General features: G+C 62.3%; 28 protein-coding genes. 5 read left to right on the forward strand and 23 right to left on the reverse strand.

Translation table 11 applies throughout. The features are described 5' to 3' along the window. Window position 1: 1 nt before the first annotated feature. The gene (gene trmL, locus G471_RS0108155) at window positions 2–466 is read right to left on the reverse strand and encodes a tRNA (uridine(34)/cytosine(34)/5-carboxymethylaminomethyluridine(34)-2'-O)-methyltransferase TrmL (protein ID WP_028994922.1); all 465 of its coding nucleotides are present in this window, start codon (window positions 464–466) and stop codon (window positions 2–4) included. A gap of 42 nt (window positions 467–508) precedes the next feature. Beyond that, on the reverse strand, window positions 509–1183 hold the full coding sequence (locus tag G471_RS0108160; protein WP_028994923.1) for a ComF family protein: 675 nt from the start codon (window positions 1181–1183) through the stop codon (window positions 509–511). Between the two features lie 115 nt (window positions 1184–1298). Here G471_RS0108160 and bioB point away from each other — a divergent pair, with 115 nt between their 5' ends. Next, a complete protein-coding gene (gene bioB / locus G471_RS0108165; RefSeq protein ID WP_028994924.1) occupies window positions 1299–2282 on the forward strand; it encodes a biotin synthase BioB in 984 nt (327 codons plus the stop codon). After that, window positions 2279–3163: a methyltransferase domain-containing protein gene (locus G471_RS0108170; protein WP_028994925.1), complete on the forward strand. Its 885-nt coding sequence runs from the start codon at window positions 2279–2281 to the stop codon at window positions 3161–3163. The genes bioB and G471_RS0108170 overlap by 4 nt, the downstream gene beginning before the upstream one ends. On the opposite strand, the gene G471_RS0108175 is transcribed toward G471_RS0108170, so the two are convergent. The 5 genes from G471_RS0108175 to G471_RS0108195 form a co-directional block, all read right to left on the reverse strand. Next, entirely contained in the window at window positions 3160–3813 is a 654-nt protein-coding gene (locus G471_RS0108175) for a protein-methionine-sulfoxide reductase heme-binding subunit MsrQ (RefSeq protein ID WP_028994926.1), read from the reverse strand. The two genes, G471_RS0108170 and G471_RS0108175, sit on opposite strands and share 4 nt — an antisense overlap. Before the next feature lie 2 nt (window positions 3814–3815). Next, window positions 3816–4739, reverse strand: coding sequence for a protein-methionine-sulfoxide reductase catalytic subunit MsrP (gene msrP, locus G471_RS0108180; RefSeq protein ID WP_028994927.1), 924 nt, complete (start codon window positions 4737–4739; stop codon window positions 3816–3818). Window positions 4740–4792: 53 nt separating this feature from the next. After that, window positions 4793–5641: an HDOD domain-containing protein gene (locus G471_RS0108185; protein WP_028994928.1), complete on the reverse strand. Its 849-nt coding sequence runs from the start codon at window positions 5639–5641 to the stop codon at window positions 4793–4795. A gap of 2 nt (window positions 5642–5643) precedes the next feature. After that, window positions 5644–6075, reverse strand: a complete 432-nt coding sequence (locus G471_RS0108190; protein ID WP_028994929.1) for a CBS domain-containing protein — start codon at window positions 6073–6075, stop codon at window positions 5644–5646. Between the two features lie 105 nt (window positions 6076–6180). After that, window positions 6181–6816 (reverse strand): c-type cytochrome, encoded by a 636-nt coding sequence (locus tag G471_RS0108195; protein WP_028994930.1) that lies wholly within the window; start codon window positions 6814–6816, stop codon window positions 6181–6183. A gap of 108 nt (window positions 6817–6924) precedes the next feature. On the opposite strand from G471_RS0108195, the gene yihA reads away from it, so the two are divergent. Then, the gene (yihA, locus tag G471_RS0108200) at window positions 6925–7623 is read left to right on the forward strand and encodes a ribosome biogenesis GTP-binding protein YihA/YsxC (RefSeq protein ID WP_028994931.1); all 699 of its coding nucleotides are present in this window, start codon (window positions 6925–6927) and stop codon (window positions 7621–7623) included. A 98-nt stretch (window positions 7624–7721) separates the two neighbouring features. After that, window positions 7722–8723 (forward strand): porphobilinogen synthase, encoded by a 1002-nt coding sequence (gene hemB / locus G471_RS0108205; RefSeq protein ID WP_211226407.1) that lies wholly within the window; start codon window positions 7722–7724, stop codon window positions 8721–8723. 51 nt (window positions 8724–8774) lie between these two features. Here hemB and slmA read toward each other — a convergent pair whose 3' ends face one another. The 14 genes from slmA to G471_RS0108275 form a co-directional block, all read right to left on the reverse strand. Further along, entirely contained in the window at window positions 8775–9377 is a 603-nt protein-coding gene (gene slmA, locus G471_RS0108210) for a nucleoid occlusion factor SlmA (protein WP_028994933.1), read from the reverse strand. Between the two features lie 35 nt (window positions 9378–9412). Next, window positions 9413–10054: a pyrimidine 5'-nucleotidase gene (locus G471_RS0108215; protein WP_028994934.1), complete on the reverse strand. Its 642-nt coding sequence runs from the start codon at window positions 10052–10054 to the stop codon at window positions 9413–9415. 3 nt (window positions 10055–10057) lie between these two features. Beyond that, on the reverse strand, window positions 10058–10945 hold the full coding sequence (argB, locus tag G471_RS0108220) for an acetylglutamate kinase (protein ID WP_028994935.1): 888 nt from the start codon (window positions 10943–10945) through the stop codon (window positions 10058–10060). A 48-nt stretch (window positions 10946–10993) separates the two neighbouring features. After that, window positions 10994–11458: a dihydroneopterin triphosphate diphosphatase gene (gene nudB, locus G471_RS0108225; protein WP_028994936.1), complete on the reverse strand. Its 465-nt coding sequence runs from the start codon at window positions 11456–11458 to the stop codon at window positions 10994–10996. Next, a complete protein-coding gene (locus G471_RS0108230; protein WP_051295366.1) occupies window positions 11458–11823 on the reverse strand; it encodes a barstar family protein in 366 nt (121 codons plus the stop codon). Before G471_RS0108230 ends, nudB begins: the two co-directional genes overlap by 1 nt. Then, a complete protein-coding gene (locus tag G471_RS0108235) occupies window positions 11820–12182 on the reverse strand; it encodes a guanyl-specific ribonuclease (protein WP_028994938.1) in 363 nt (120 codons plus the stop codon). Before G471_RS0108235 ends, G471_RS0108230 begins: the two co-directional genes overlap by 4 nt. A gap of 3 nt (window positions 12183–12185) precedes the next feature. Next, window positions 12186–13985: an aspartate--tRNA ligase gene (aspS, locus tag G471_RS0108240; RefSeq protein ID WP_028994939.1), complete on the reverse strand. Its 1800-nt coding sequence runs from the start codon at window positions 13983–13985 to the stop codon at window positions 12186–12188. A 19-nt stretch (window positions 13986–14004) separates the two neighbouring features. Further along, window positions 14005–14619 carry a DUF502 domain-containing protein gene (locus G471_RS0108245; RefSeq protein ID WP_028994940.1) on the reverse strand — a complete coding sequence of 205 codons (615 nt, stop codon included), beginning with the start codon at window positions 14617–14619 and terminating at the stop codon, window positions 14005–14007. After that, window positions 14619–14870, reverse strand: coding sequence for an FmdB family zinc ribbon protein (locus tag G471_RS0108250; RefSeq protein ID WP_028994941.1), 252 nt, complete (start codon window positions 14868–14870; stop codon window positions 14619–14621). Before G471_RS0108250 ends, G471_RS0108245 begins: the two co-directional genes overlap by 1 nt. Window positions 14871–14940: 70 nt before the next feature. Further along, window positions 14941–15792 (reverse strand): prepilin peptidase, encoded by an 852-nt coding sequence (locus G471_RS0108255; RefSeq protein ID WP_245580532.1) that lies wholly within the window; start codon window positions 15790–15792, stop codon window positions 14941–14943. Further along, entirely contained in the window at window positions 15789–17021 is a 1233-nt protein-coding gene (locus tag G471_RS0108260) for a type II secretion system F family protein (RefSeq protein ID WP_028994943.1), read from the reverse strand. The genes G471_RS0108255 and G471_RS0108260 overlap by 4 nt, the downstream gene beginning before the upstream one ends. Window positions 17022–17034: 13 nt before the next feature. After that, complete coding sequence (pilB, locus tag G471_RS0108265; protein ID WP_028994944.1) at window positions 17035–18750, reverse strand: type IV-A pilus assembly ATPase PilB; 1716 nt, start codon at window positions 18748–18750, stop codon at window positions 17035–17037. Window positions 18751–18794: 44 nt separating this feature from the next. Beyond that, window positions 18795–20102: an HlyC/CorC family transporter gene (locus tag G471_RS17080; RefSeq protein ID WP_051295367.1), complete on the reverse strand. Its 1308-nt coding sequence runs from the start codon at window positions 20100–20102 to the stop codon at window positions 18795–18797. A 1-nt stretch (window position 20103) separates the two neighbouring features. Continuing rightward, a complete protein-coding gene (locus G471_RS0108275) occupies window positions 20104–20943 on the reverse strand; it encodes a cytochrome C assembly family protein (protein WP_028994945.1) in 840 nt (279 codons plus the stop codon). Between the two features lie 29 nt (window positions 20944–20972). Between G471_RS0108275 and ffh the strand changes: the two genes are divergently transcribed. Beyond that, window positions 20973–22352 carry a signal recognition particle protein gene (ffh, locus tag G471_RS0108280; RefSeq protein WP_028994946.1) on the forward strand — a complete coding sequence of 460 codons (1380 nt, stop codon included), beginning with the start codon at window positions 20973–20975 and terminating at the stop codon, window positions 22350–22352. Here the strand turns inward: ffh and G471_RS0108285 are convergent, their stop codons facing one another. Beyond that, a complete protein-coding gene (locus G471_RS0108285) occupies window positions 22353–22967 on the reverse strand; it encodes a lytic transglycosylase domain-containing protein (RefSeq protein ID WP_028994947.1) in 615 nt (204 codons plus the stop codon). Continuing rightward, window positions 22955–24685 (reverse strand): proline--tRNA ligase, encoded by a 1731-nt coding sequence (locus G471_RS0108290; RefSeq protein WP_028994948.1) that lies wholly within the window; start codon window positions 24683–24685, stop codon window positions 22955–22957. The genes G471_RS0108285 and G471_RS0108290 overlap by 13 nt, the downstream gene beginning before the upstream one ends. Window positions 24686–24802: the final 117 nt, after the last annotated feature.

Consider the following 24802-nt stretch of genomic DNA (forward strand, 5'->3'; position numbering starts at 1 on the left):
CCTAGACGGCGTCGGCGAAACCGATCTGCCGCCAGGCCTCGAAAATCGTCACCGCTGCTGCATTCGACAGGTTGAGGCTGCGCTGGCCGGCCCGCATCGGCAGTCGCAGCCGGCAATCGGCCGGAAAGGCATCGCGGATGTCGGGCGGCAGTCCGGCTGTTTCCTGACCGAAAACGAAGACGTCGCCGTCGCGGAAATCGACGGAATAGAGATTGCGACTGCCCCGGGTGGTCATTGCAAACATGCGCCGTGGCGCCAGTGCCGCCTGGCACGCCTGCCAGTCGGCGTGGCGGACGATGCGCGCGTACTCGTGATAATCCAGCCCGGCACGCCGCAGATGCTTGTCGCTGAGGTCGAAACCGAGCGGTTCGACGAGATGGAGTTCGGCCCCGGTGTTGGCGCACATGCGGATGATGTTGCCGGTATTGGGCGGAATTTCGGGCTGGTAGAGGACGACGGCGAACACGGTGCGGATGATCTGGACGAAGCTGGCGATTAAAGCACGGATTCAGCCCTTCAGCGCACGCCCGACGACGGCGACGTGGATGCTGGTCGCGCCGTGCAGGGCGAGGACGCGGGCGCACTCGTCGGCGGTGGCGCCGCTGGTCAGGACATCGTCCACCAGCAGGATGCGGCAGCCGCTGAGGTCGTTGCCGCAGGCGAAGGCGCCGCGCACGTTGCCGTGTCTGTCCTTGAGCGGCAGCCCGGCCTGGGGCGGCGTTGCCCGGCAACGCTGCAGGCTGTCGTGGTCGACCGGAAGATTCAGGCAGCGGCCGAGCGTGCGGGCGATTTCCATGGCCTGGTTGAAACCGCGTTCGCGTAGCCGGGACGGATGCAGCGGCAAGGGGATGATCCGGTTGTGCTCGCCGGCCGGGACAAGTTCGGCCAGTTGACGTCCGAACCAGGCGGCGAGCGGCAGCCGGTGCTGGTACTTGAGGGCCTGGATCAGCCGGTCGAGCGGGAAGGTGTAGCGGTACAAGGCGTATACCCCGGCGAAGTGCGGCGCCTGCTTCAGACAGGCGCCGCAGCGCTCGCCATGCGTGGTCTGTTCGCCGCAGCAGGGGCATTGCTTTGCCGGCAATGCCGGCAGGTCGTTCTGGCAATCCGGGCACAACAAGGCGTCGCCGGCGAGGCCGGCGCAAAGCAAGCAATTGTTCGGTAACAGGCCTTGCCATACACGCATCGGCGCGAATGCCGGAGACTCGGGTAAAATTGACTTCCTCGCCGGCGTCTCGGATAATTCATAATTACCGTCAGCGTTTGCTGTTGATTTAACAGGACTTTTTGTAAGGTTTTTCATGCAATCCAGTGCCCTCTCCGTTTCCGCCTCCTGTGCCCAGACGACCCCGGTTCATCGCTGGACGATAGACGAGGTCTTGGCGCTTTACGACATGCCGCTGATGGATCTGGTTTTCCGTGCCCAGCAGGTGCATCGCGAGAATTTTGATGCTAATGCCATTCAACGCTCGACCTTGCTCTCCGTCAAGACCGGAGGTTGTTCGGAGGACTGCAGCTACTGTTCGCAGTCGGCACGTTACGACACCGATCTCGAACGCGAGCGCCTGATGCCGCTCGACGAGGTGGTGGCCGCGGCGAAGACGGCGAAGGAAAAGGGCGCATCGCGTTTCTGCATGGGCGCTGCCTGGCGCGGTCCCAAGGACAACGACCTCGACAAGGTGCTGGCGATGGTGCGCGAGGTCAAGGCGCTCGGCATGCAGACCTGCGTGACGCTCGGCATGCTCAAGGAAGGCCAGGCCGAGAAGCTGAAGGAAGCCGGTCTCGATTACTACAACCACAATCTCGATACCGACAAGGAATTCTACGGTCAGGTGATCAAGTCGCACACCCACGACGACCGTCTGGATACGCTCGACCAGGTGCGCGACGCCGGCATCAACGTTTGTTCGGGCGGCATCATCGGCATGGGCGAATCGCGCAAGAACCGGGCGGCACTGATCGTGCAACTGGCCAATCTGCCGACGCCGCCGGAGTCGGTGCCGATCAACAACCTCGTGCCGATTCCGGGAACGCCGCTGGCCGACAAACCGCGTCTCGATCCCTTCGAGTTCGTGCGGACCATCGCCGCTGCCCGCATCGCCATGCCGCGTTCTTGGGTGCGTCTGTCGGCCGGGCGTCAGGAAATGAGCGACGAGTTGCAGGCTCTGTGTTTCCTGGCCGGCGCCAACTCGATGTTCTACGGCGACCACCTGCTGACCACGGGCAACCCGGACGTCGATCGCGATGACGGGCTGTTTGCCCGCCTCGGTCTGAAGGCGGTTTGAACCCCGACAACCCGCTGTCCGGTTTTGTCGACGCCGCTCAGGTCGGGCGGCGGTTTTCGCGTATTGCCGGCGTCTATGACCGGGGCGATTTTTTCGCCCGCGAAGTCGACCGCCGGATGCAGGAGCGCCTGGATTACGTTCGCCTGACCCCGAGGCGCATCGTCGATCTCGGCTGTAGCCGGGGGGCGAGCCTGGCTGGTCTGGCTGCGCGTTTTCCTGCTGCCGAAGTGCTCGCTCTGGACAACTCCCAAGCGATGCTGGTCGCCGGCCGTGAGCCGCGTCCCGGCTGGCAGCGCCTGCTCGGCCTGGGCCGGCGGGATGGGCAACGCATTTGCGGCGATGTCGAGCGCTTGCCCCTGGCTGGCGGTTGCGCCGGTTTGCTGTGGTCGAATCTGGTCCTGCACTGGCTCGACAATCCTCTGCCGGCGCTGGCCGAAGCGCATCGCGTGCTGGAAGTCGGCGGCCTGCTGATGTTCTCGACGCTGGGGCCGGATACGCTGCACGAGTTGCGGTCAGCGTTCAGTGACGGCTATGCCCATACCCAGCGCTTCACCGACATGCACGATCTGGGCGACATGCTGGTCGAGTGTGGTTTCTCCGACCCGGTGATGGACATGGAAGTGATCACGCTGACTTACGACAGCGTTGACGCGCTGTTTGCCGAATTGCGTGCGGCGGGTTCTGCGTGCGCGATGAAGGCGCGCCGTCATGGCCTGACCCCGCCCGGCCGACTGGCGGCGATGCGCCAGGCCTACGAGCGCCTGCGCAGCGACGGTCGTCTGCCGGCGACCTTCGAGGTCATCTACGGCCATGCCTGGAAGGCGCCGCCGAGACAGACGGCCGACGGTCGTGCCATCATCCGTTTCGAACGCGGACGTTAATCCGGCCGTTTACGGAAGAACTTGACGGCCTGGACCTGTGTCGTGCGGGGGGCTGGGATGGCCCGCTGCTTGCGGTTCTGCACCCGCCACCACAGCAGCAGGCCGGTCAGTACGGCGTAGGCCAGCGGCTGGGCAATTTCAGTGATCTTGCTCAGCCAGAGGAAATGCAGGCAGGCGAGGATGGCGATCAGGTAGATGCTGCGATGCAGTTCCTGCCAGCGTTTGCCGCCCAGCCGGCGGACCGCCCAGGCATTCGAGGTCAGGGCCAGCGGCACGAGCAGCGCGAAAGCGGCAAAACCGATGCTGATGAAGGGGCGCTTCAGGATGTCGCGGGCAATCGCCTGGGCCGAGAAGTCATGGTCGAAGCCGACGAACGACAACAGGTGCAGGCAGGCATAGGTAAACGTGAATAGTCCCAGCATCCGGCGCAGGCGCAACAGCCAGTGCTGGCTGGTGATGGCACGCAACGGCGACGCGCTCAGTGTCAGCAGCAGGAAGTTGAGTGTCCAGAGGCCGGTATAGCGTTGCACCGTCTCGACCGGATTGGCGCCCAGGGCGTCGCTAGCGGCGAGCCATGCCAGCCAGGCCAGGGGAAGGGTCGAGGCGAAGAAGACCAAGGCTCTGGCCGTGGTGATGATTTTCTGGTGCATGCTCAGTAATTCCGGCGCAGGTCCATGCCTGCGTAAAGATGGGCAACCTGTTCGGCGTAGCCGTTGAAGGGCAGGGTGGGGCGTTTGCGGAATTCCCCCAGGCGGCGTTCGCTTTCCTGCGACCAGCGCCGATGAGCGACATCCGGATTGACGTTGGCGTAGAAACCGTATTCATGCGGTGCCGCCTTGTTCCAGGTGGTACGCGGGGCCTGTTCGGCGAAGTGGATGCGGACGATGGATTTGGCGCTCTTGAAGCCGTACTTCCAGGGAACAACCAGGCGGATCGGGGCGCCGTTCTGCCTGGGCAGACGGTTACCGTACATGCCGACGGCCAGCAGGGTCAGTGGATTGGCTGCCTCATCGATGCGCAGCGCCTCGGTGTACGGCCAGTCCAGGACAGGCAGGCGCACCCTGGGCATCTGCGCCGGATCGGCCAGGCTGGTGAATACCACGTACTTGGCCTTGCTGGTCGGCTGAACTCGTCGGATCAGTTCGCTCATCGGCAGGCCGAGCCAGGGAATCACCGCGCTCCAGCCCTCGACGCAGCGCAGGCGGTAGATGCGCTCTTCCAATCCCCAGCGGATGATTTCATCGATGTCGAAAGTCTGGGGCCGGGCAATTTCTCCATCGACCGTGACGGTCCACGGAGAAATGCGCAAGCTCTGGGCGTTGGCTTTCGGACTGTCCTTGTCCGGGCCGAATTCGTAGAAGTTGTTGTAACTGCTGACGGCGTCGAAAGGCGTCGGCTTGTCGTCAGGGTCCCAGGCCGGGTTGCGTCGATAGGGCAAGGGCTGGGCGGTGTCGTTCGGGCTGGCCCGGGTGAACGACGGCAGGGTCAGCGCACCGGCAGCCAGCAGCAATCGACGGCGGGACCATTGTGTTTTCGGCGTGATTTCCGAAGCGGGGGGCGTGGGAAAGCGAAACATCGCGTTCTCCCTGTGACTGGTAGTGAGGTGAGACCCGTTTGGCCGGGCTGGGTTCAGTCACGCAGACTGAGTGCGAGCCGCAGATCACCGATGTCCTCTTCGGCTTCCTCGACCAGGTCGAGATAGCGGGCGCGGTCGGCGTCGCGCAGCTCACGGGTTTCCGGGGCGATATCCTTGCCCATCCACTCCTTGTCGCCACCGGCCAGCAGGTTGGCAAAATAGAGTACGTCGCGCACGGTGCAGGGGGCCTCGACATTCTGCAGGCGGTCGTGATCGCGGATGGCTTCGGTGATTCTCTCGGGGATACCCAGGGCATGCAACAGGCTTTCGCCGATCCCTTCGTGCCAGCCGACCAGCAACTCGAGCATGGCTTCGCGATTGTTGCGGTATTCGGGGTATTCGGTGGCCCGGTAGAGCAGGTAGAAGACGCCGATGTCGTGCACCAGGCCGGCCATCATTGCATCATCCGGGTTGATCCGGCCGAGGCGGCGGGCCAGCACCCGGGCGATGGCGGCGACGTGAATCGAGTGGGCCCAGGCGTTATGGGCAATGTTCTCGTAATTGGCCAGATTGCGCGACTTCAGCATCTGGTCCATGGCGACCGCCAGGGAGATGGTGCGGACCGAGTCGAAGCCGATGCGGCTGATGGCCATCGCCAGGTCGCTGCTGACCTTGCCGGAGGGGTTGTAGCTGACCGAGTTGGCCAGGCGCAGCAATTTGCTGGAAATCAGCGGCTCGACGCCGACCACCTGGACGACTTTTTCCAGATTGGCGAATGGATCCTTGAGCGTGTTGCGCACGAGCAGCGCCGCATCCAGGCAGGTCGGGAAATTGACATCGCCGGACAGTTCGCGGGCGATGTCCTCCAGGATGCGGAAGTGAATGCTGTCGTGCGCGCTCATGGTCAACTGGCGATGTAACGCTCGAGTTCCTCGATCAGGAATTGCTGGGCGCTGATGGTTTCCTTGACCAGGTCGCCGATCGACAGGATGCCGAGGACCTGGCCCTGATCATCGAGTACCGGCAGGTGGCGGAAACGCTTTTCCGTCATCAGCGACATGCACTCCTCAAGGGTCGCCTGCAGACCGACATAGGCAACCCGAGAACTCATCAGGTCTCGGACCGGGGTTTCCTTGGACGAGCGGTGGTTGCGAATCTGCTTGCGGGCATAGTCGCGCTCCGAAAAAATGCCGACCAGCTTGCCTTCCTGCAGTACCAGCAGGGCGCCGACGTTGTGCTCGGCCATGACGCAGAGCGCCTGGTAAACAGTGTCGTCGGGTGCGGTGACGGCCAGCGGGGCGGTTTTTTCCGCCAGGAGTTGCTTGAGTGTCTTCATGTTCGGTCTCCGCGTTTTTGTTGGTGGTAACGACAGTCTAAACGCGGTCGTCAGAAAGAACAAAGGCAGCCCGCAGGCTGCCCTGTGCTTGCTTTCTGACGAGGCTCAGCGCAGGCCGGCAGCGTAGTCGGCGACGGCCTTGATTTCGACGTCGGACAACTTCGCGGCAATCATGCGCATCATTTTTTCCGGGTCGTTGGCGCGTTCCTCGGCGCGGAAAGCCTTCAGCTGGGCTTCGGTGTATTCGGCAAACTGGCCGGCCAGGCGAGGGTACTGGGCCGGCAGGCCGGCACCGGCCGGGCCGTGGCAGCCGGCGCAGGCCGGAATGCCCTTCTTGAAGTCACCCTGGCGCCACAGTTTCTTGCCCAGGGCAATGCTGGCTTCGTTCTTGGCTGCTTCCGGTTTGAGCTTCTGGCTGGCGTACCAGGCAGCGACGTTGCGCTTGTCTTCGTCGGTCAGCGCGGCAACCATGCCGGCCATGATGGCGTTGTCACGCGCCGCGGGCTTGTCATCAACCGCCTGGAAGTTGACCAGTTGCTTGTAGATGTACTGTTCGATCTGGCCGGCCAGATGCGGGTTGGCCGAGCTTGCACTGTTGCCATCGACGCCGTGGCAGGCAACGCAGATCGATTCTGCGACGAGCTTGCCCTTGGCCGGGTCGGCCTTGGCGGATGCCTGGTCGGCAGCGTGGGTGACGAAACTGGTGGCAAACAGGATTGCCATTGCCGCGGTACGAATCATTTTCGAACTCCTAGTGCGCATGAATGGGCGCTTTGGCCGGAACGGAAGTTACAAACCTGTTATTCTATATCAGTTTCCCTTCACCTAGGCGGGTCTTCCGCGTTTTTTATGCCTCTCTTCCAGAACGCGATTTTCCATACGACCGTTGCCAATCTGCGTGATCTTCCCGACGATGCGATCAGCGAAGTGGCCTTCGCCGGGCGGTCGAATGCCGGAAAATCATCGGCAATCAACACGCTCGCCGGCCGGGTCCGCCTCGCCTTCGTCAGCAAGACGCCGGGGCGGACGCAGCATCTGAATTATTTCACGCTGGCGGCCGGCAAGTATTTCGTCGACCTTCCCGGCTATGGCTATGCCAAGGCGCCAGAAGAGATTCGCACGCAATGGGAGGGGCTGATCGGTCCCTATCTCAGCCGGCGTGGCCCCCTGGTCGGGCTGGTGGTGATCATGGATTGCCGCCGGCCGTTTACCGATCTCGATCGCAACCTGATCGACTGGTTCCGGCCGACCGGCCGGCCGATCCACATCCTGCTGTCGAAGGCCGACAAGTTGTCGCGTCAGGACCAGACCAAGGTGCTGCGTGCGGTCAAGGCGGAGCTGGCGAGCTGGGGGGAAGGGGCGTACAGCGTACAGCTCTTCTCCAGCCTGAAGAAAACCGGTGTCGAGGAGGCGGAAGCGGTGCTCGCCGGCTGGCTGGGCATTGAATTGCCGCCAAAAAAGGCGCCGGAAAAGAAAGGGCCCCCGGATAAGGGGAGTCCGGGGGCCAAAATGCCTCAACGTGGTCAAGGCACCCGCTCAGGGAGGTGAAGCGGGAGACAGCGCGTGCCATCTTGTGCATGTGACGCAGGTCAACGCGGAAAGTTCCGCGGCGGTTTAAATTTTTCGTTTTATTTTTGAAGGTAGGGATGACGATGGCTGGCAACTTTCCCGGAACCCGCATGCGCCGGATGCGGCGCGACGATTTTTCGCGGCGCCTGATGCGCGAGTCGGTGCTGACGGCCGATGACTTCATCTATCCGGTTTTTGTTCTCGAAGGCGAAGGCCGGATCGAGAAAGTGGTTTCGATGCCCGGCGTCGAGCGCCAGTCGCTCGATGTGCTGTTGCGTACCGCCGAACGGGCAGTCAAGCTGGGTATTCCGGCGCTGGCGCTGTTTCCGGTGATCGACGCACCGTTGAAGTCGCTCGGCGCCGAGGAGGCTTACAACCCCCAGGGTCTGGTGCCGCGGGCGGTGCGTGCGCTCAAGCAGGCCTTTCCCGAACTTGGCGTGATCACCGACGTCGCGCTTGATCCCTACACCAGTCATGGTCAGGATGGGTTGATCGACGACAGCGGTTACGTGCTCAACGACGAAACGCTCGATGTCCTGGTGCGGCAGGCGCTGTGCCATGCCGAAGCCGGTGCCGACGTGGTGGCGCCGTCGGACATGATGGACGGGCGTGTCGGTCGCATCCGTGAGGCGCTGGAGCGTAATGGCCAGATTCACACGCGCATTCTGGCGTATTCGGCCAAGTATGCGTCGAGCTTCTACGGGCCTTTCCGCGATGCCGTCGGTTCGGCCGGCAATCTCGGCAAGGGCAACAAATACACCTACCAGATGGACCCGGCCAACGGCGACGAAGCGCTGCGCGAGGTCGCCCTCGATATCGAGGAGGGGGCCGACATGGTCATGGTCAAGCCGGGCATGCCGTATCTGGACATTGTCCGCCGGGTCAAGGACGAGTTCGGGGTGCCGACCTACGCCTACCAGGTCAGCGGTGAATACGCGATGATCAAGGCGGCGGCGCAGAACGGCTGGCTCGACGAGCGGGCGGTGGTGCTGGAGAGCCTGCTGGCGTTCAAGCGCGCTGGCGCCGACGGCATCCTGACCTATTTTGCGCTCGACGCGGCGGAATACCTGAAGGCTTGATCCGGCGCTGAAAGGAAGCAAAAAGGGCGGCCGACGGGCCGCCCTTGGCGTTTACGCGTCGCCGGCCTGCGACAGGCAGGCGAAGTAGAGCATCGGCCATTGCTGCGGCCATTGCGCCAGCGGCTCGCGGCTGAAGCCGGAGCGGGCGTATTGTTCCCAGCGGCCGACGACGTAGCAGCGCAACAGGTTGGCCAGCGCCCCGAAATCGGCGTCGGCCTTGAACTTTTCCTGGGTCGCGGCGATGCGCAGGGCCTGCTTGAGCGCTGCCTCGACCTTGTCGAGCAGCGCGTTGATGCGCAGTTGCAGGCGTTCGTTCTCGTTGACCAGCGCGTCGCCGATCAGTACCCGGGTCATGCCGCGGTTCTTCTGGGCGAAGTTGAGCAGCAGGCCGAGGATCAGTTCGATCTGGCGGAAACCGCGCTCTTCCTCACCGGTGATCTGGTTGATGACGCCGAACAGGCTCTGCTCGATGAACTCGATCAGCCCTTCGAACATCTGTGCCTTGCTGGCGAAGTGGCGGTAGAGCGCAGCTTCTGAACATTCCAGCTTGCCGGCCAGGGCGGCGGTGGTGATCTTTTCCCCTTTCGGGGTTTCCAGCATTTCAGCCAGGGTTTGCAGGATCTGCAGGCGGCGTTCGCCCGGTTTGGTCGCCATCGATGTTGTCCCTCGAAGAATTTTTTGTGCCCGGATTATAGACGAGCGCAGCGTTGCGGCAATTGCAGCACCGAGGAAACCTGGACGTCGACGTAGGGCGAACGGCGAGAGCCAGCGCTCACCCACACGGTTTTCATGCCGAGCTTGCGGGCGGTGACGAGGTTGGCCAGGCTGTCCTCGACCATGATGCAGCGGTGTGGGTCGAGGCGTTCGGCGCGCAGCAGCGTGCGGAAGCCCTGTGGCATCGGCTTGGGCCGGAATTTCAGGCTCTCAACCGTGTAGACCGCAGCAAAGTGACGGGCCAGTCCGGTCAGTTCAAGGACCGCCTCGGCGTAAGCGCGCGGCGCGTTGGAGAATAGGATCTTGCGTCCGGGTAGGCGCCTGAGCGTGTGCAGCAGCGGTTTCTCGAACACCAGCATGCGGGCAAGGTCGGGAAACTGGTGGGTTTCGTGCAGGAAATGATGCGGATCGATTGCGTGGTGGCGGATCAGCCCGAGCAGGGTTGCGCCGTAGCGCTGCCAGTAATCCTGGCGCAGCCGGTTGGCGGCATTTTCGTCGAGGCCGAGGTGGCGCACGATGTACTCGCGCATCGCCCGGTTGATGTGCGGGAAAATGTGCGGGGAGGCGTTGTGCAGCGTGTTGTCGAGATCGAACAACCAGACGCGTTCCCCGCGCATGGTTTAGTGCGACTTGATCATCGTGCCGACGCCGTGGTCGGTCAGGATTTCGAGTAGCAGCGCGTGTTCGACGCGGCCGTCGATGATGTGCACGCCCTTGACGCCGTTGCGGGCGGCGTCAAGGGCCGAGCCGATCTTCGGCAGCATGCCGCCGGACAGCGTGCCGTCGGCGACCATCTCGTCGATCTCCTTGGGCGTGATGCCGGTGATCAGGTTGCCGGCCTTGTCGAGCACGCCCGGCGTGTTGGTCAGCAGCACCAGCTTCTCGGCCTTGAGCACTTCGGCGATCTTGCCGGCGACGACGTCGGCGTTGATGTTGTAGGTCTCGCCGTTGTCGCCGACACCGATCGGGGCGATCACCGGGATGAACGAGGCCTTGTCGAGGTGGTCGATCAGCGACGGGTCGATCTTGGTGATCTCACCGACCTGGCCGACATCGATCAGGTCGCCCGGATTGTCCTTGTTTTCCAGCATCAGCTTTTTGGCGCGGATGCAGTTGCCATCCTTGCCAGTCAGGCCGACGGCCTTGCCGCCGTGCTGGTTGATCAGGTTGACGATGTCCTTGTTGACCTGGCCGCCGAGTACCATTTCGACGACTTCCATGGTTTCGGCGTCGGTGACGCGCATGCCCTGGATGAACTCGCCCTTCTTGCCGACGCGGGTCAGCAGGTTCTCGATCTGCGGACCGCCGCCGTGCACAACGACGATGTTGAAGCCGATCAGTTCGAGGAGGACGACGTCGCGGGCGAAGCAGCTTTTCAGGTGCTCGTCGGTCATCGCGTTGCCGCCGTATTTGACGACGATGGTCTTGCCGTGGAAACGCTTGATGTAGGGCAGGGCTTCGGCCAGGACGGCGGCCTTGGTGCCGGGGCTGAGGTTTTCTAGGGGCATGGCGAACTCCAGAAGGGATCGCCGCGGATTGTACAAAGAAAATGCCCGCTACGGTGTCGGGCCTGGCGCCTTGCTCATTGCCAGAACAGAGAGCAAGCGGATGGCATCCCGGTTGCTCCATGAGAAGCAGCGTTCGGCAGCTTCCTCCCAGGGCAGCCAGCAGTGGGCGCGATGCTCGTCGGGGGCGGTGGCGATGGCGATGCGCCCGGGCAGCTCGAGCGCGAATACCCGCTCGGTGTTGTGGGTGGTGCCGGGGGCGTAGCGATGGCGCCAGCTGGCGAAGATCTCGTAGGTGTTTTCAATGCGCCAGTCGCTGAGCGCATAGTGCTGGCAGTCAATGCCGGTTTCCTCGAGGACTTCGCGGCGGGCGGTGGCGAGCGGCGTTTCGTCGCCTTCGCGGCTGCCGGTGACCGACTGCCACAGGCCGGGCTGGCGGGCGCGTTCGAGCAGCAGGACTTCCAGTTCCCGGGTGTGGATGACGACGAGGACGGATTCCGGCTGCTTGTAGGCCATCACGTGCCGGGCCAGAGCGGCAGGTCGGCGGCGACGTCGAGCCAGATGGTCAGCGGCGCCTCGGCTTCGGCACGGGCCTCGCAGGCGGCACGCAGGACCTCGACGAGCACGACGAAATGATCCGGGTGGCGCTGGGCGTAGGTGTTCAGGCCGTGCAGATGAATCCGCGCCGGGATATCCGGGTCGCTCAGGCAGTCGAAGAGGGCGTCGAAATTGGCGCCGTACCAGTCGGGAAAACTCAGCGCCTTGCCCAGTTGCCGGAGCAGTTCAGCAGTTTTTGTGCATTTTCCCAGGTCGACCGTGACATCCGCCGTTGGCGTCTGGCCGCCGGCGAGCTGGAAAACGCCGTGCATGGCTGGCTTCATGGCGACTCCCGGATGCGCCGGAAGGACTTGTAGTGGTCTTCCGTGTAGTAGTACTCGGCTTCCTTGCCGGCGACGATGCGCTTCGGGCCGCGGTCCTTGCGGCCGGGCGTCTTCACCGTGTATTCGCGGTAGTAGCCGCGCGGCTGCAGCGGCAGCAGCTTTTCGAAATTATTGAAGACGATGCCGTCGCGCTGGTACGGGAACGGGCCGCCCTGCTTGATCAGCGCCAGCGTCTCGCGAGCCTCGGGCGGCAGGCGGGCGACATCGATCGTCTGCCGGTCGCTGCTGGTGTTCCAGAAGGCAAAAGCGCTTCCGATCGCCAGCAGCAGGACGATCAGGAAGCGCTGCAGGTCACGCATGGTTTAGCCCTGGGTGATTTCGACCTGGGTTTCGACCTTCTGGCGCAGGCGAACGTGCAGTTCGCGCAACTGCTTCTCGTCGACCGCCGACGGGGCGTCGGTGAGCAGACACTGGGCGCGCTGGGTCTTGGGGAAGGCAATCACGTCGCGGATCGACTCGGCGCCGGTCATCATGGTGACGATGCGATCCAGACCGAAGGCCAGGCCGCCGTGCGGCGGCGCGCCGTACTTCAGCGCGTCGAGCAGGAAGCCGAACTTGGCCTGCTGTTCTTCCGGGCCGATGTTGAGCGCAGCGAAAACCTTTTCCTGCACGTCGGCGCGGTGGATACGCACCGAACCGCCGCCCAGTTCCCAGCCGTTCAGCGCCAGGTCGTAGGCCTTGGCCAGGCACTTGCCCGGATCGGTGGCGAGGAATTCGAGGTGCTCGTCCTTCGGGCTGGTGAACGGGTGGTGGCAGGCGGTCCAGCGCTTGGACTCGTCGTCGTACTCGAACATCGGGAAGTCGATGACCCACAGCGGCGCCCACTTGGCGCCGGTGACGAAGCCCTTTTCGTGGCCGATCTTGATGCGCAGCGCACCGAGGGCGTCGCTGACGATCTTGGCCTTGTCGGCGCCGAAGAAGATCAGGTCGCCGGACTGGGCGCCGGTGCGTTCGAGCACGGTACGCAGCGAGGCTTCGGAGAGGTTCTTGACGATCGGCGACTGCAGGCCGGTTTCATTGACCTGGGTGACGTCGTTGACCTTGATGTAGGCCAGGCCCTTGGCGCCGTAGATGCCGACGAACTTGGTGTACTCGTCGATCTCGCCGCGGGTCAGCGAGGCGCCGCCCGGAATGCGCATGGCGGCGATGCGGCCGCCTTCGCTGTTGGCGATGTTGGCGAAGACCTTGAAGGCGACATCCTTGAAGGCGTCGGCGACATCGACCAGTTCGAGGGTGACGCGCAGGTCCGGCTTGTCGGAGCCGAAGCGGCGCATGGCTTCGGCGTAGGTCATGCGCGGGAATTCCGGCAGGTCGACGTCGATGGCTTCCTTGAACACGCGGCGGATCAGCTGTTCCATCAGCGCGGTGATCTCGGCCTCGCTCATGAACGAGGTCTCGATATCGACCTGGGTGAATTCCGGCTGGCGGTCGGCGCGCAGGTCCTCGTCGCGGAAGCACTTGGTGATCTGGTAGTAGCGGTCGAAGCCGGCGACCATCAGCAACTGCTTGAACAGCTGCGGCGATTGCGGCAGGGCGAAGAACTGGCCGGCATGGACGCGCGACGGAACCAAGTAGTCGCGCGCGCCTTCCGGCGTGGACTTGGTCAGCATCGGCGTTTCGACGTCGATGAAGCCGTTGTCGTCGAGGAAGCGGCGGAAAGCGCGGGCCGTCTTGTAGCGCAGCATCAGGTTGTTCTGCATCTGCGGACGCCGCAGGTCGATGACGCGGTGGGTCAGGCGGACGTTCTCGGAGAGGTTTTCCTCGTCGAGCTGGAATGGCGGCGTAACCGAGGGATTCAGGACTTCGATTTCATGGCAGAGGATTTCGATCTCGCCGGAAGCCAGGTTGGCGTTGGTCGTGCCGGCCGGACGCGGACGCACCTTGCCGGTGATCTTCAGGCAGAATTCGTTGCGCACCGATTCGGCGATCTTGAAAGTGTCAGCACGATCCGGGTCGCAGACGACCTGGGCCAGGCCCTCGCGGTCGCGCAGGTCGATGAAGATGACGCCGCCGTGGTCGCGACGACGGTGGGCCCAGCCGCACAGGGTGACGATCTGGCCGTCGAGGCCGGCGTTGAGTTGTCCGCAGTAATGGGTACGCATGGAGATTCCGTGGGGTTGCTTAAGTAGGGGTAACGATACGGGCACGCGGCGGTGGCGCCACGACACCCATCGAGATGATGTATTTGAGGGCTTCGTCGACCGTCATGTCGAGTTCGACGACATCAGCCCTTGGCATCATCAGGAAAAAGCCCGAGGTGGGATTCGGTGTGGTCGGGACATAGACGCTGACATAGTCACCGTCGAGGTGATTCTTGATGTCGCCGCCGGGTCGGCCGGTCAGGAAGGCGATGGTCCAGGCACCATGACGCGGGTACTGGACCAGCAGGGCTTTGCGGAAGGCATTGCCGTTTGGTGCGAACAGCGTGTCGGAAACCTGCTTGACCGCCTTGTAGACCGAGTTGACTACAGGAATGCGGGAGAGCAGGGCATTCCACCAGCGGACCAGCTTTTCGCCGATGAAGTTGGCGGCGAGCAGGCCGGTAAACAGGATGATCGCCAGGGTCAGCAGGGCGCCGACCCCGGGAATGGAGAAGCCGAAGAGGTTGCGCGGATGCAGGACTTCCGGCAACAGGTGTAGTGTCTGATCAAGCGTATTGACGATGACCGACAGGACCCAGGCCGTGATGACCAGCGGGACCCAGATCAACAGTCCGGTGATGAAATAGCGCTTGATCAGCTGGCCACGCACGATGAACAGCTTCCTTCGCCTGTCTGGCAGGGCGGTGGGGTCTTGGGGGCGCTACCGCCCTTGAAGTCGGTGGCGTACCAGCCGCTGCCCTTGAGCTGGAAGCCGGCGGCCGACAGCAATTTGGCATAGCTTTCCTGGCCGCAGGACGGGCAGGCGGTGAGCGGCGCATCGCTCAGTTTCTGCAGGTGTTCCTTTTGAAAACCGCAGGAGTCGCAGCGATATTCGTAAATCGGCATGGGAATCCTCCAAAACCTTGAATTGTAACCGAAAGAGCTTTTCCTTTATATCGGGTCGGCAATTCCGTTTTCAATAGGCAATGCCGAGATAGCTTTCCGTCAGCGTTTGCCCCCAGAAAAGGGCGATCAGTCCTGCCGCGGCCAGGTAGGGGCCGAAGGGGATGGGGACGTTGCGACCGTGTCGGGCGAGCACGATCAGGCAGATGCCGACGATGGCGCCGACCAGCGATGAAAACAGGATGACCGCTGGCAGCGATTGCCAGCCCAGCCAGGCGCCGAGTGCGGCCAGCAGTTTGAAGTCGCCGTAGCCCATGCCCTCCTTGCCGGTCGCCAGCTTGAACAGCCAGAAAATGCTCCACAGGACGAGATAGCCCGCCATTGCGCCGATGACCGCCTGATCGATGGTGGTGTAAGTGCCGGCCAGATTGAATGCCAGGCCGAGCCAGAGCAGGGGCAGGGTAATGCTGTCCGGCAGCAGTTGCGTGTCGAAATCGATGAAGGTCAGTGCGATCAGCGCCCAGACCAGTAGCAGTGCGCCGACAGCGGCAGCTGTGTAACCGAAGTGCCAGACCGCGTAGGCGGACAGCGCGCCGGTCAGCGCCTCCACCAGCGGGTAGCGCAGCGATATCGGGGCTGAGCAGCCGGAGCATTTGCCACGCAGGATCAGCAGGTAACTGAGTAGGGGGATATTTTCCAGCGCACTGATCCGATGGCCGCAATGTGGGCAACGAGAACGGGGGTGCGCGAGATTAAAGGCCTCTGCGGCATCGACGGCCTCGCCCCGCAATTCTGCGCATTGGCGTTGCCAGTCGCTTTCCATCATCCTGGGCAGGCGATGGATGACCACGTTCAGGAAACTGCCGATGCACAGTCCCAGCAGGCCGGCTGCGAGCACGAGCCCGCCCAGGGTTTCCGGCATCATCCGCCGACCACCGCGCCCATCTTGAAGATCGGTAGATACATGGCAACAACCATGCCGCCAATCAAGGTGCCCAGGACGACCATGATGATTGGCTCCATCAAGCTTGATAAAGCTTCTACGGAGTCATCAACCTCCTGTTCGAAAAAGTCAGCAACTTTTGAGAGCATTGAGTCGAGCGCGCCTGATTCTTCGCCGATAGCGACCATCTGGGTGACCATGTTGGGGAAGATGTTGGCATTCTGCATGGCGACAGTTAGGCTGGTGCCAGTTGAAACCTCTCCCTGAATCTGACGTGTCGCCTGTCTGTAAACATGATTACCGGCGGCGCCGCCAACGGACTCCAGTGATTCGACCAAGGGTACGCCTGCCGCAAACATGGTAGATAGAGTCCGCGTCCACCGTGCGATGATTGATTTACGGACGAGCTCGCCAAAAATAGGCAGGCGCAGCAGCAGTCTGTCCATGATCATCTGGATTTTTTCAGAACGCCGCCAGCTTTGCAGGAAGGCATAGATGCCGCCGCCAATGGCGCCAAAGATGGCCCACCACCAGGCAACGAAGAAATCCGAGATGGTCATGACCACCAGGGTCGGGAGTGGTAGATCGGCACCAAAGCTGGTGAACAGCTCTTTGAAAGCTGGAATCACGAAAATCATGATCACGGCGGTGATGACGAAGGCAACGATAATAATGGCGATCGGGTAGAACAATGCTTTCTTGATCTTGCTCTTGATCGCCAGGATCTTTTCCTTGTATGTGGCTAGGCGGTCGAGCAGCGAGTCGAGAATACCGGCTTGTTCGCCGGCGGAAATCAGGTTGCAGAACAGCGCGTCGAAGTACAGCGGGTATTTGCGGAATGCCTGGGATAGTGAGCTGCCGGTCTCGACGTCGGACTTGATGTCGAGCAGCAGTTTGCCGACGGCCGGGTTGGAGTGGCCGCGTCCGACGATGTCGAAGGACTGAAGCAGGGGAACGCCGGATTTCATCATCGTGGCAAGTTGCCGGGTGAACAGCGTGATGTCCTTGTCTGAGACGCTACCGCCCGATTTGAAACGCAGTTTCTTGATCTTGGCATTGGTGATGCCCTGGCGACGCAAAGTGTTCTGGACGACGGTTTCGGTGGCGGCGCGCAATTCACCGCGAACGATTTTTCCGTCTTTGTTGCGACCCTCCCACTGAAACGTGCTTTCCTTGACGGCAGATGTCTTTGTTTTCGCTAGGCTTGCCATTCCGCTATCCTTTTTAGGCGTTCGTCGTGCTCAGCACTTCATCGAGCGAGGTCAGTCCTTGTTTCACTTTGAGCAGGCCGGATTCGCGCAGGTCCTTGACCCCTTCTGCGCGCGCCTGGTTGGCCAGGTCGAGAGCGGTTGCCCCGCTCATGATCAGGCGCTGCATGGCTTCGCTGACCGGCATGACCTGATAGATGCCGACCCGTCCCTTGTAGCCGCTCCCTTTGCAGCGTTCGCAGCCGTGCGGGCCATACAGCGTCCAACTGCCGTCAAGGTCCTCCGGTTTGAAGCCGGCGTCGAGCAAGGCTTGTTCGGGAACATGCATTGGCTGCTTGCAGTTGCACAGGCGCCTGGCCAGTCGTTGTGCGGTGATCAGTAGGATGCTGGAAGCGATATTGAAGGTCGGTACGCCCATGTTCATCAGACGGGTCAATGTCTGCGGCGCATCGTTGGTGTGCAGCGTGGATAGCACCATGTGGCCGGTCTGGGCTGCCTTGATGGCGATTTCTGCGGTTTCCAGGTCACGGATTTCGCCGACCATGATGATGTCCGGATCCTGGCGCAGGAAGGCCTTCAAGGCCACCGGGAAGGTCAGGCCAGCGCGGTCGTCGACGTTGACCTGATTGATACCGGATAGATTGATTTCGGCGGGATCCTCGGCCGTGGCAATGTTGACGCCATCCTTATTGAGGATGTTCAGGCAGGTGTAGAGCGAAACGGTTTTGCCGGAACCTGTTGGGCCGGTGACCAGAACCATGCCGTAAGGGCGGTTGATGGCGTCGAGCAGGACCGCCCTCTGTTCGGGTTCGTAGCCAAGCGCATCGATGCCGAGCGTGGCTGAGGCCGGATCAAGAATACGCAGCACGATTTTTTCGCCCTGCAGCGTTGGCAGGGTGCTGACCCGGAAATCGATGGCCCGCGACTTGGATAGCACCAGTTTCATCCGGCCATCCTGCGGGACCCGCTTTTCGGCGATGTTCAGGCGCGAGATGACCTTGATCCGCGAGGCGATCTTTTCCTTGATTGCCAATGGTGGTGTCGCAACTTCCCGGAGAATGCCGTCGACCCGGAAACGGATCCGGTAGTACTTTTCGTAAGGCTCGAAGTGGATATCGGAAGCGCCGTCGTTGATGGCGTCAAGCAACATCTTCTGGATGAACTTGACGACTGGTGCGTCGTCGATCTCCTGAGCGCTTGCTTCATCGGTTTTTCCTGCGGCTTCCTCGTCGAGAAAGTCCAGGTTGATGTCATCGTCGGCCAGATTTTTGAGCGCATCGGATGCCGATTCCGAGAATTTGGCAACCAGCGGTAGTAACTTGGGGTGCTCGACGACGATGGGATCGACGGTCAGTCCGGTCTGGAAGCGGATTTCATCGAGCGCCCGCAGGTTGGTTGGGTCGGCGATGGCCACCGAGAGGCGATTGCCGCGCTTGTTCAGCGGCACGACCTTGTGGGTGGCGATCAGCTTGCGGTCAATGGCATCCTGAGGAATGTGACGTTCGTCGATGGCATCGAGGTCAAATAATGGATAACCGAAGGTTTCTGCCGAGAAGCGCGCAATTTCAAGCGAGGTCGCCTTTTTCGCAACGATGATCTGTTCGATCAGGGGCAACTTCGCCGCCAGGGCCTGTTGTGCCAACTCCTCGGCTTCGCCTTCTTTCAGGCGGCCGGCCTGGACAAGGGCGCGGGCGAGGCCGCTGAGCGGGGAGTTTTGCGGAGTTGCTGCCATGGAGATTCGGGGATGTCGGATGCCGTCTGGATCGCCCGATGATGCTACGTGACCGGTTCTTTGTAAAGACTGTCAGGGGTTTCGGGTGTTACGGGCCGATAAATACGTGCAGTAACCACACTACGATTCTGGGTTTGCAGTATTTCGACGGCAATATTGTTCAACTTCAGGCTGACGTCGGCTTCCGGAATGTCCTGGAAATGTTCCAGAATCAGTCCGTTCAGGGTCTTCGGGCCGTCCAGCGGAAAGTCCAGGTCGAGCATGCGGTTCAGGTCACGCAAGGGGCGTGCACCTTCGACGACGATGCTGCCGTCTTCATCCCACTCAAGATCATTGTCTGTTCCTGTGCCGGAGGTGGTGAAGTCCCCGACGATTTCTTCAATGATGTCCTCAAGGGTCAGCAGGCCCAGGATTTCGCCGTATTCATCGATGACGAAACCGATGCGCTGGCGGTTTTCCTGGAAAAAGCTCAATTGGGAGAAGACTGCGGTACCGGCCGGGATGTAATAGGCAGGCTGAACCTGTGCCAGCAGCGCGCTCTCATCGAATTCGGTCGAGCCGACGCCCGACAGCAGGCGCCGTACCGGCAGGATGCCGACCAGATGATCGAGCGACCCCCGACAGACAGGAAGGCGACTGTGGTGGCTGGTCATCAGTTGCTGATGCACCGCCTCCCACTCCTGCTCGATATCGAGGATCTCGATATTGCCGCGCGGCGTCATCATGTCTTCGACGGTGATGGCATTCAGATCGAACAGGCTGCCGAGGATGGCCTGGTGTTTCTTCGGGATGACGTTGGATGATTCCAGCACCAGGCTGCGCAACTCTTCTGGCGAAAGGCGGCTGGCTTCGGCGGAAGGACGCAGCGACAAACCGAGCATACGCAGGATGGCGGCGGCGAAAAGGTTGACGAACCAGATGATCGGATAACAGATGCGCAGCAAGGGCGTCAGGATGTAGGCGATGATGGGGGCCAGGCGGTCGGCGTAGGTGGCGCCGATGATCTTCGGCGTGATTTCCGAGAAGACCAGGATGGCGAAGGTAATGATCAAGGTGCCGGCGCCGAGCGCCCATTTCTCCTCGCCGAACAACTGCAATGCGATGACGCTGACCAGGGTGGCGGCGGCAGCATTGACCAGATTGTTGCCGAGCAGGATGACGCCGAGCATCTTGTCGGTATTGTCGAGCAGGGCGATGGCCTTCTGCGCGCCGCGGTGGCCGCTTTGCGCCAGATGGCGCAGGCGGAAGCGGTTGGCGGCCATCATTGTTGTCTCGCTCATCGAGAACAGGCCGGACAGGGCGAGCAGGCCAACCAGGATGCCGAGTTGTACCGAAAGGGGAATGGCGTGCATTTCAGAGGCGGCCGAGGATGACTTCCATCACGAAACGGCTGCCGAAGTAGGCCAGGATGAGCAGGCCGAAACCGGCCAGGGTCAGGCGCAAGGCGCGCTTGCCGCGCCAGCCCCAGAAGTGGCGCCCGGCCAGCAGGGTGGCGAAGATGCACCAGGAAGCGATGGCGAAGGCGACTTTGTGGTCGATGTGCAGGGGCTTGCCGAAAATGGCTTCGGAAAACAGCAGGCCGCTGCCGACAGCCAGCGTCAGCAGGATGAAGCCCAGCATCAGCATGCGGAACAGCAGCGAATCCATGGCCATCAGCGACGGCAGGCTGGCCAGGCTGCGGCGGACGACGCGGCGATGCAGGGCGCTCTCGGTGAAGCCCATGAAAATGGCGTGCAAGGCGGCCAGCGTCAGCAGGCTATAGGCCAGCATGGCGGTCAGGAAATGGAACTGGAAGCCAGTGGCGCCGGCCAGGCCGATCACGTGGTCAGCACGGAAAACCGCCGGCAACAGGGCGCAGGCCGCGGCGATCGGCAACACCATCGGCTGCATGCCTTCCATTCTGGCCATGAAGCTCTCCAGCCAGTAGATCAGCACGGCCAGCCACATCATCAGCGACAGCGCCAGGGCGAAGGAAAAGCGCATGCCGTCGGCGCTGAGCAGGGTGCCGAACAACCCGAAGCCGTGGATCAGCAAGGTGATGCCGATAGCGGTGCGTTCCCAGGTCTGCATCGGGCAGGCGACGCATTGGCCGTCCTTGTCGCGCCAGCGGGTGTTCCAGAAATGGAAGCCGAGTCCGCCGTAAAGGACGGCGGCGAGGATATGCGGCAGAAGCTGAATTACAATGTCGACCATTCCCGAATTCTACTCGAAGCCCATCTGACATGCTCGACAACCTGACCACCCGCCTTGCCCGCGTCATGAAGACGCTCAAGGGCGAAGCCCGCCTGACCGAATCCAATATCGCCGATGCCCTGCGCGAGGTGCGCATGGCCCTGCTCGAGGCCGATGTGGCCTTGCCCGTGGTCAAGGATTTCATCGCTGCTGTCAAGGAAAAAGCGGTCGGCCAGGAGGTCATCGGCTCGCTCAACCCGGGGCAGGCGCTGATCGGTGTCGTTCATGGCGAACTGACCAAAATCATGGGCGACGCCCACGAAGGCATCAATTTCAACACCCAGCCGCCGGCCATCGTGCTGATGGCTGGTCTGCAGGGCGCCGGCAAGACGACCACGGTCGGCAAGCTGGCCAAGTTCCTCAAGGAAAACCACAAGAAGAAGGTCCTGGTCGTTTCCTGTGACGTCTATCGTCCGGCGGCGATCGAGCAGTTGAAGTCGGTGGCCGGTCAGGCCGGTGTCGATTTCTTCCCGTCGGCTGTCGGCGAGAAGCCGGAAGCCATCGCCACGGCAGCAATCGACTGGGCCAAGCGCCATTACCATGATGTGCTGCTGGTCGATACGGCCGGTCGTCTGGCGATCGACGAAGAGATGATGGCCGAAATCAAGCGCCTGCATGCGGCGATCAAGCCGATCGAGACGCTGTTCGTGGTCGACGCCATGCTCGGTCAGGATGCGGTCAATACCGCGCGCTCGTTCAACGAGGCGCTGCCGCTGACCGGTGTCGTGCTGACCAAGCTCGACGGTGATGCGCGCGGTGGTGCCGCATTGTCGGTGCGCCACATCACCGGCAAGCCGATCAAGTTCGCTGGTGTCGGCGAAAAGCTGACCGGTCTCGAAGCCTTTCACCCGGAGCGGATGGCCTCGCGCATCCTCGGTATGGGCGACGTGCTGTCGCTGATCGAGGAAGCGAAGAAGGGCATCGATGAGGAAAAGGCGCTGGCCTTCGCCAAGAAGCTCAAGTCCGGCAAGGGCTTCGATCTCAACGATTTCAAGGCGCAGATCGGCCAGATGCGCGCCATGGGCGGTCTCGGATCGCTGATGGACAAGCTGCCGGCGCAGTTCGCCCAGGCGGCCGGTCAGTTGCCGGCCGGGGCCGAGAACAAGATGATCGGTCGGGTCGAGGGCATCATCAATTCGATGACGCCGGCCGAGCGGGCCAAGCCGGAACTGATCAAGGCCAGTCGCAAGCGGCGCATTGCCATGGGGGCGGGCGTTCAGGTGCAGGAAGTCAATCGTCTGCTAAATCAGTTCGAGCAGACGCAGAAGATGATGAAGCAGTTTTCCAAGGGCGGCATGGGCAAGCTGATGCGCGGCATGAAGGGCATGCTGCCCGGCGGCCTGGGGGGAATGGGTGGTTTCGGCCGCTGATCAGCGATTGACGGCGCTCAGCCCGCTTGGGCTGGCGTCGTAATGCCACTGCTTGTGCCAGGCGGCACGTACCATGTTCGGATACTCGGCCTTGCCCAGGCTGCCGTTGTAGCGGCCCAGTGCGCGGTAGAGGTCGCCTTTTTCGATATCCAGATAGTGGCGCAGGATGGTGCAGCCGTAGCGCAGGTTGGTGCGCATGTCGAACAGGTTGTCGTCCGGCTGGCCGATGACCTTGATCCAGAACGGCATGACCTGCATGTAGCCGCGGGCGCCGACCGAGGACACGGCATATTTGCGGAATCCTGATTCGACCTGGATCAGGCCGAGCACCAGCTGCGGATCGAGGCCGGCGCGGGTCGCTTCGTAATGAATACTGCGCAACAGGTCGATCCGGTAGTCGCGGTCGGGGATGCGCTTTTCCAGTCGCTGCGACATTGCGCCCAGCCAGTCGGCGGCCTCCAGTGGTGTGCGGAAGGAACTCGCCGGCGGCCGGCTGTCGGAAACGGCGGCGTGCAGGGCGGCGCGGACGCTGGCCGCCATCGGTTCGTACTGCTGGGCACCGGCGTGGACGGCCGATGCCCCGAGCAGTAACAGCAGGCCAATCAGGCCGCGCACAGCTTCCCTTGCAGCAGGCCAACGATCTCGCCCTGGGCGACCATCGTCGCTTCCGCGTCGGTGCGGCCCTTGTACTCGAACTGGCCGTCCTTCAGGCCGCGTTCGCCGATGACCACGCGGTGCGGAATACCGATCAGCTCCATGTCGGCGAACATGACGCCGGGGCGCTCATTGCGGTCGTCGAGCACGACGTCGATGCCGAGTTGCTTCAGGTCGGCGTAGAGCTGGTCGGCAGCGACCTTGACGGCTTCGCTCTTGTGGTAACCCATGGGTACGATGCAGACGGCGAACGGTGCAATAGACGGCGGCAGGATGATGCCCTTGTCGTCGTTGCCCTGCTCGATGGCGGCGCCGACGATGCGGGAGACGCCGATGCCGTAGCAGCCCATCTCCATGATCTGGCTTTTACCCTGTTCGTCCAGGAAGGCGCAGTTCAGGGCCTTGGCGTACTTGGTGCGCAACTGGAAGATGTGGCCGACCTCGATGCCGCGACAGATGTCGAGCACGCCCTTGCCGTCCGGCGACGGGTCGCCGGCGACAACGTTGCGGATATCGAAGACTTCCGGCTCCGGCAGATCGCGGCCGAAGTTGACGCCGCTGAGGTGGAAGCCGGCTTCGTTGGCGCCGCAGACGAAGTCGCTCATCGCGGCGACCGTGCGGTCGGCAAATACGCTGACCTTGCTGGCGTCGACGCCGACCGGCCCGATATAGCCCGGGACGCAGCCGAGGTATTCCTGGACTTCACCATCGGAAGCGAAGCGGAAGGCGCCGAGTGCGGCGATCTTGCCGGCCTTGATCTCGTTCAGTTCGTGGTCGGCACGCAGCAGCAGCAGCGCGAACTTCTTGCAACCGTCTTCCTGCTCGCTGACGACGGCGATGCTCTTGACGATGTTGCGGACATCCACCGCCAGGGATTCGGCGACGTCGGCGCAGGCCATCTTGCCCGGGGTCGCGATCTTTTCCATGGTCTTGGCGGGGGCGGCACGTGGCGTCGCCGGGGCGACGGCTTCGGCGAGTTCGACGTTGGCCGCGTAATCGGAGTCCGGGCAGAAGGCGATGTCATCCTCGCCGGAATCGGCCAGGACGTGGAATTCATGCGACCCGTCGCCGCCGATCGAGCCGGTGTCGGCCGCGACGGCGCGGAACTTCAGGCCGAGGCGGGTGAAGATGCGGCTGTAGGTGCCGTACATGTTGCCGTATTCACGGACCAGGTCGTCGAACGAGGTGTGGAAGGAATAGCCGTCCTTCATCAGGAATTCGCGACCACGCATGACACCGAAGCGCGGGCGGATTTCGTCGCGGAACTTGGTCTGGATCTGGTAGAGGTGGATCGGCAACTGGCGGTAGCTCTTGACGTCGCGACGGACAACATCCGTGATCACTTCCTCGTGCGTCGGGCCGATCACGAAATCGCGCTGGTGGCGGTCCTTGAAACGCAGCAGTTCCGGGCCGTAGGCCGGGCCGCGCCCGGATTCTTCCCACAGTTCGAACGGCTGTACGGCCGGCATCAGCAGCTCCTGTGCGCCGGCGGCGTTCATTTCCTCGCGGACGATGTTCTCGACCTTGCGCAGCACGCGCAGGCCGAGCGGCATCCACGTATAGATGCCGGCGGCGGAGCGTTTGATGTAACCGGCACGCAGCATCATTTTCTGGCTGATGACTTCGGCGTCGGCCGGGGCTTCCTTGAGGGTGGTGAAGAAGAACTGCGTAGTGCGCATGGGATGCTCTTGAATTCGTGGCAAAAATCGAATTTTACACGGAGCCGCTGGTTTGCCGCTTTTTTGCGTATCGACGTCCTTTGTGAAAGAATTCAGGTAACCCAATATTTTTAGCAG

This window comes from Azonexus hydrophilus DSM 23864, from assembly GCF_000429605.1.
GTDB lineage: Bacteria > Pseudomonadota > Gammaproteobacteria > Burkholderiales > Rhodocyclaceae > Azonexus > Azonexus hydrophilus.

Excerpts from the sequence above, each read along its gene's own strand:
- G471_RS0108160 (WP_028994923.1), bottom strand. The coding sequence starts at position 1,183 with ATGCGTGTATGGCAAGGCCTGTTACCGAACAATTGCTTGCTTTGCGCC.
- bioB (WP_028994924.1), top strand. The coding sequence starts at position 1,299 with ATGCAATCCAGTGCCCTCTCCGTTTCCGCCTCCTGTGCCCAGACGACC.
- G471_RS0108175 (WP_028994926.1), bottom strand. The coding sequence starts at position 3,813 with ATGCACCAGAAAATCATCACCACGGCCAGAGCCTTGGTCTTCTTCGCC.
- msrP (WP_028994927.1), bottom strand. The coding sequence starts at position 4,739 with ATGTTTCGCTTTCCCACGCCCCCCGCTTCGGAAATCACGCCGAAAACA.
- G471_RS0108185 (WP_028994928.1), bottom strand. The coding sequence starts at position 5,641 with ATGAGCGCGCACGACAGCATTCACTTCCGCATCCTGGAGGACATCGCC.
- G471_RS0108190 (WP_028994929.1), bottom strand. The coding sequence starts at position 6,075 with ATGAAGACACTCAAGCAACTCCTGGCGGAAAAAACCGCCCCGCTGGCC.
- G471_RS0108195 (WP_028994930.1), bottom strand. The coding sequence starts at position 6,816 with ATGATTCGTACCGCGGCAATGGCAATCCTGTTTGCCACCAGTTTCGTC.
- yihA (WP_028994931.1), top strand. The coding sequence starts at position 6,925 with ATGCCTCTCTTCCAGAACGCGATTTTCCATACGACCGTTGCCAATCTG.
- hemB (WP_211226407.1), top strand. The coding sequence starts at position 7,722 with ATGACGATGGCTGGCAACTTTCCCGGAACCCGCATGCGCCGGATGCGG.
- slmA (WP_028994933.1), bottom strand. The coding sequence starts at position 9,377 with ATGGCGACCAAACCGGGCGAACGCCGCCTGCAGATCCTGCAAACCCTG.
- G471_RS0108215 (WP_028994934.1), bottom strand. The coding sequence starts at position 10,054 with ATGCGCGGGGAACGCGTCTGGTTGTTCGATCTCGACAACACGCTGCAC.
- argB (WP_028994935.1), bottom strand. The coding sequence starts at position 10,945 with ATGCCCCTAGAAAACCTCAGCCCCGGCACCAAGGCCGCCGTCCTGGCC.
- nudB (WP_028994936.1), bottom strand. The coding sequence starts at position 11,458 with ATGGCCTACAAGCAGCCGGAATCCGTCCTCGTCGTCATCCACACCCGG.
- G471_RS0108230 (WP_051295366.1), bottom strand. The coding sequence starts at position 11,823 with ATGAAGCCAGCCATGCACGGCGTTTTCCAGCTCGCCGGCGGCCAGACG.
- G471_RS0108235 (WP_028994938.1), bottom strand. The coding sequence starts at position 12,182 with ATGCGTGACCTGCAGCGCTTCCTGATCGTCCTGCTGCTGGCGATCGGA.
- aspS (WP_028994939.1), bottom strand. The coding sequence starts at position 13,985 with ATGCGTACCCATTACTGCGGACAACTCAACGCCGGCCTCGACGGCCAG.
- G471_RS0108250 (WP_028994941.1), bottom strand. The coding sequence starts at position 14,870 with ATGCCGATTTACGAATATCGCTGCGACTCCTGCGGTTTTCAAAAGGAA.
- G471_RS0108255 (WP_245580532.1), bottom strand. The coding sequence starts at position 15,792 with ATGATGCCGGAAACCCTGGGCGGGCTCGTGCTCGCAGCCGGCCTGCTG.
- G471_RS0108260 (WP_028994943.1), bottom strand. The coding sequence starts at position 17,021 with ATGGCAAGCCTAGCGAAAACAAAGACATCTGCCGTCAAGGAAAGCACG.
- pilB (WP_028994944.1), bottom strand. The coding sequence starts at position 18,750 with ATGGCAGCAACTCCGCAAAACTCCCCGCTCAGCGGCCTCGCCCGCGCC.
- G471_RS17080 (WP_051295367.1), bottom strand. The coding sequence starts at position 20,102 with ATGCACGCCATTCCCCTTTCGGTACAACTCGGCATCCTGGTTGGCCTG.
- G471_RS0108275 (WP_028994945.1), bottom strand. The coding sequence starts at position 20,943 with ATGGTCGACATTGTAATTCAGCTTCTGCCGCATATCCTCGCCGCCGTC.
- ffh (WP_028994946.1), top strand. The coding sequence starts at position 20,973 with ATGCTCGACAACCTGACCACCCGCCTTGCCCGCGTCATGAAGACGCTC.
- G471_RS0108290 (WP_028994948.1), bottom strand. The coding sequence starts at position 24,685 with ATGCGCACTACGCAGTTCTTCTTCACCACCCTCAAGGAAGCCCCGGCC.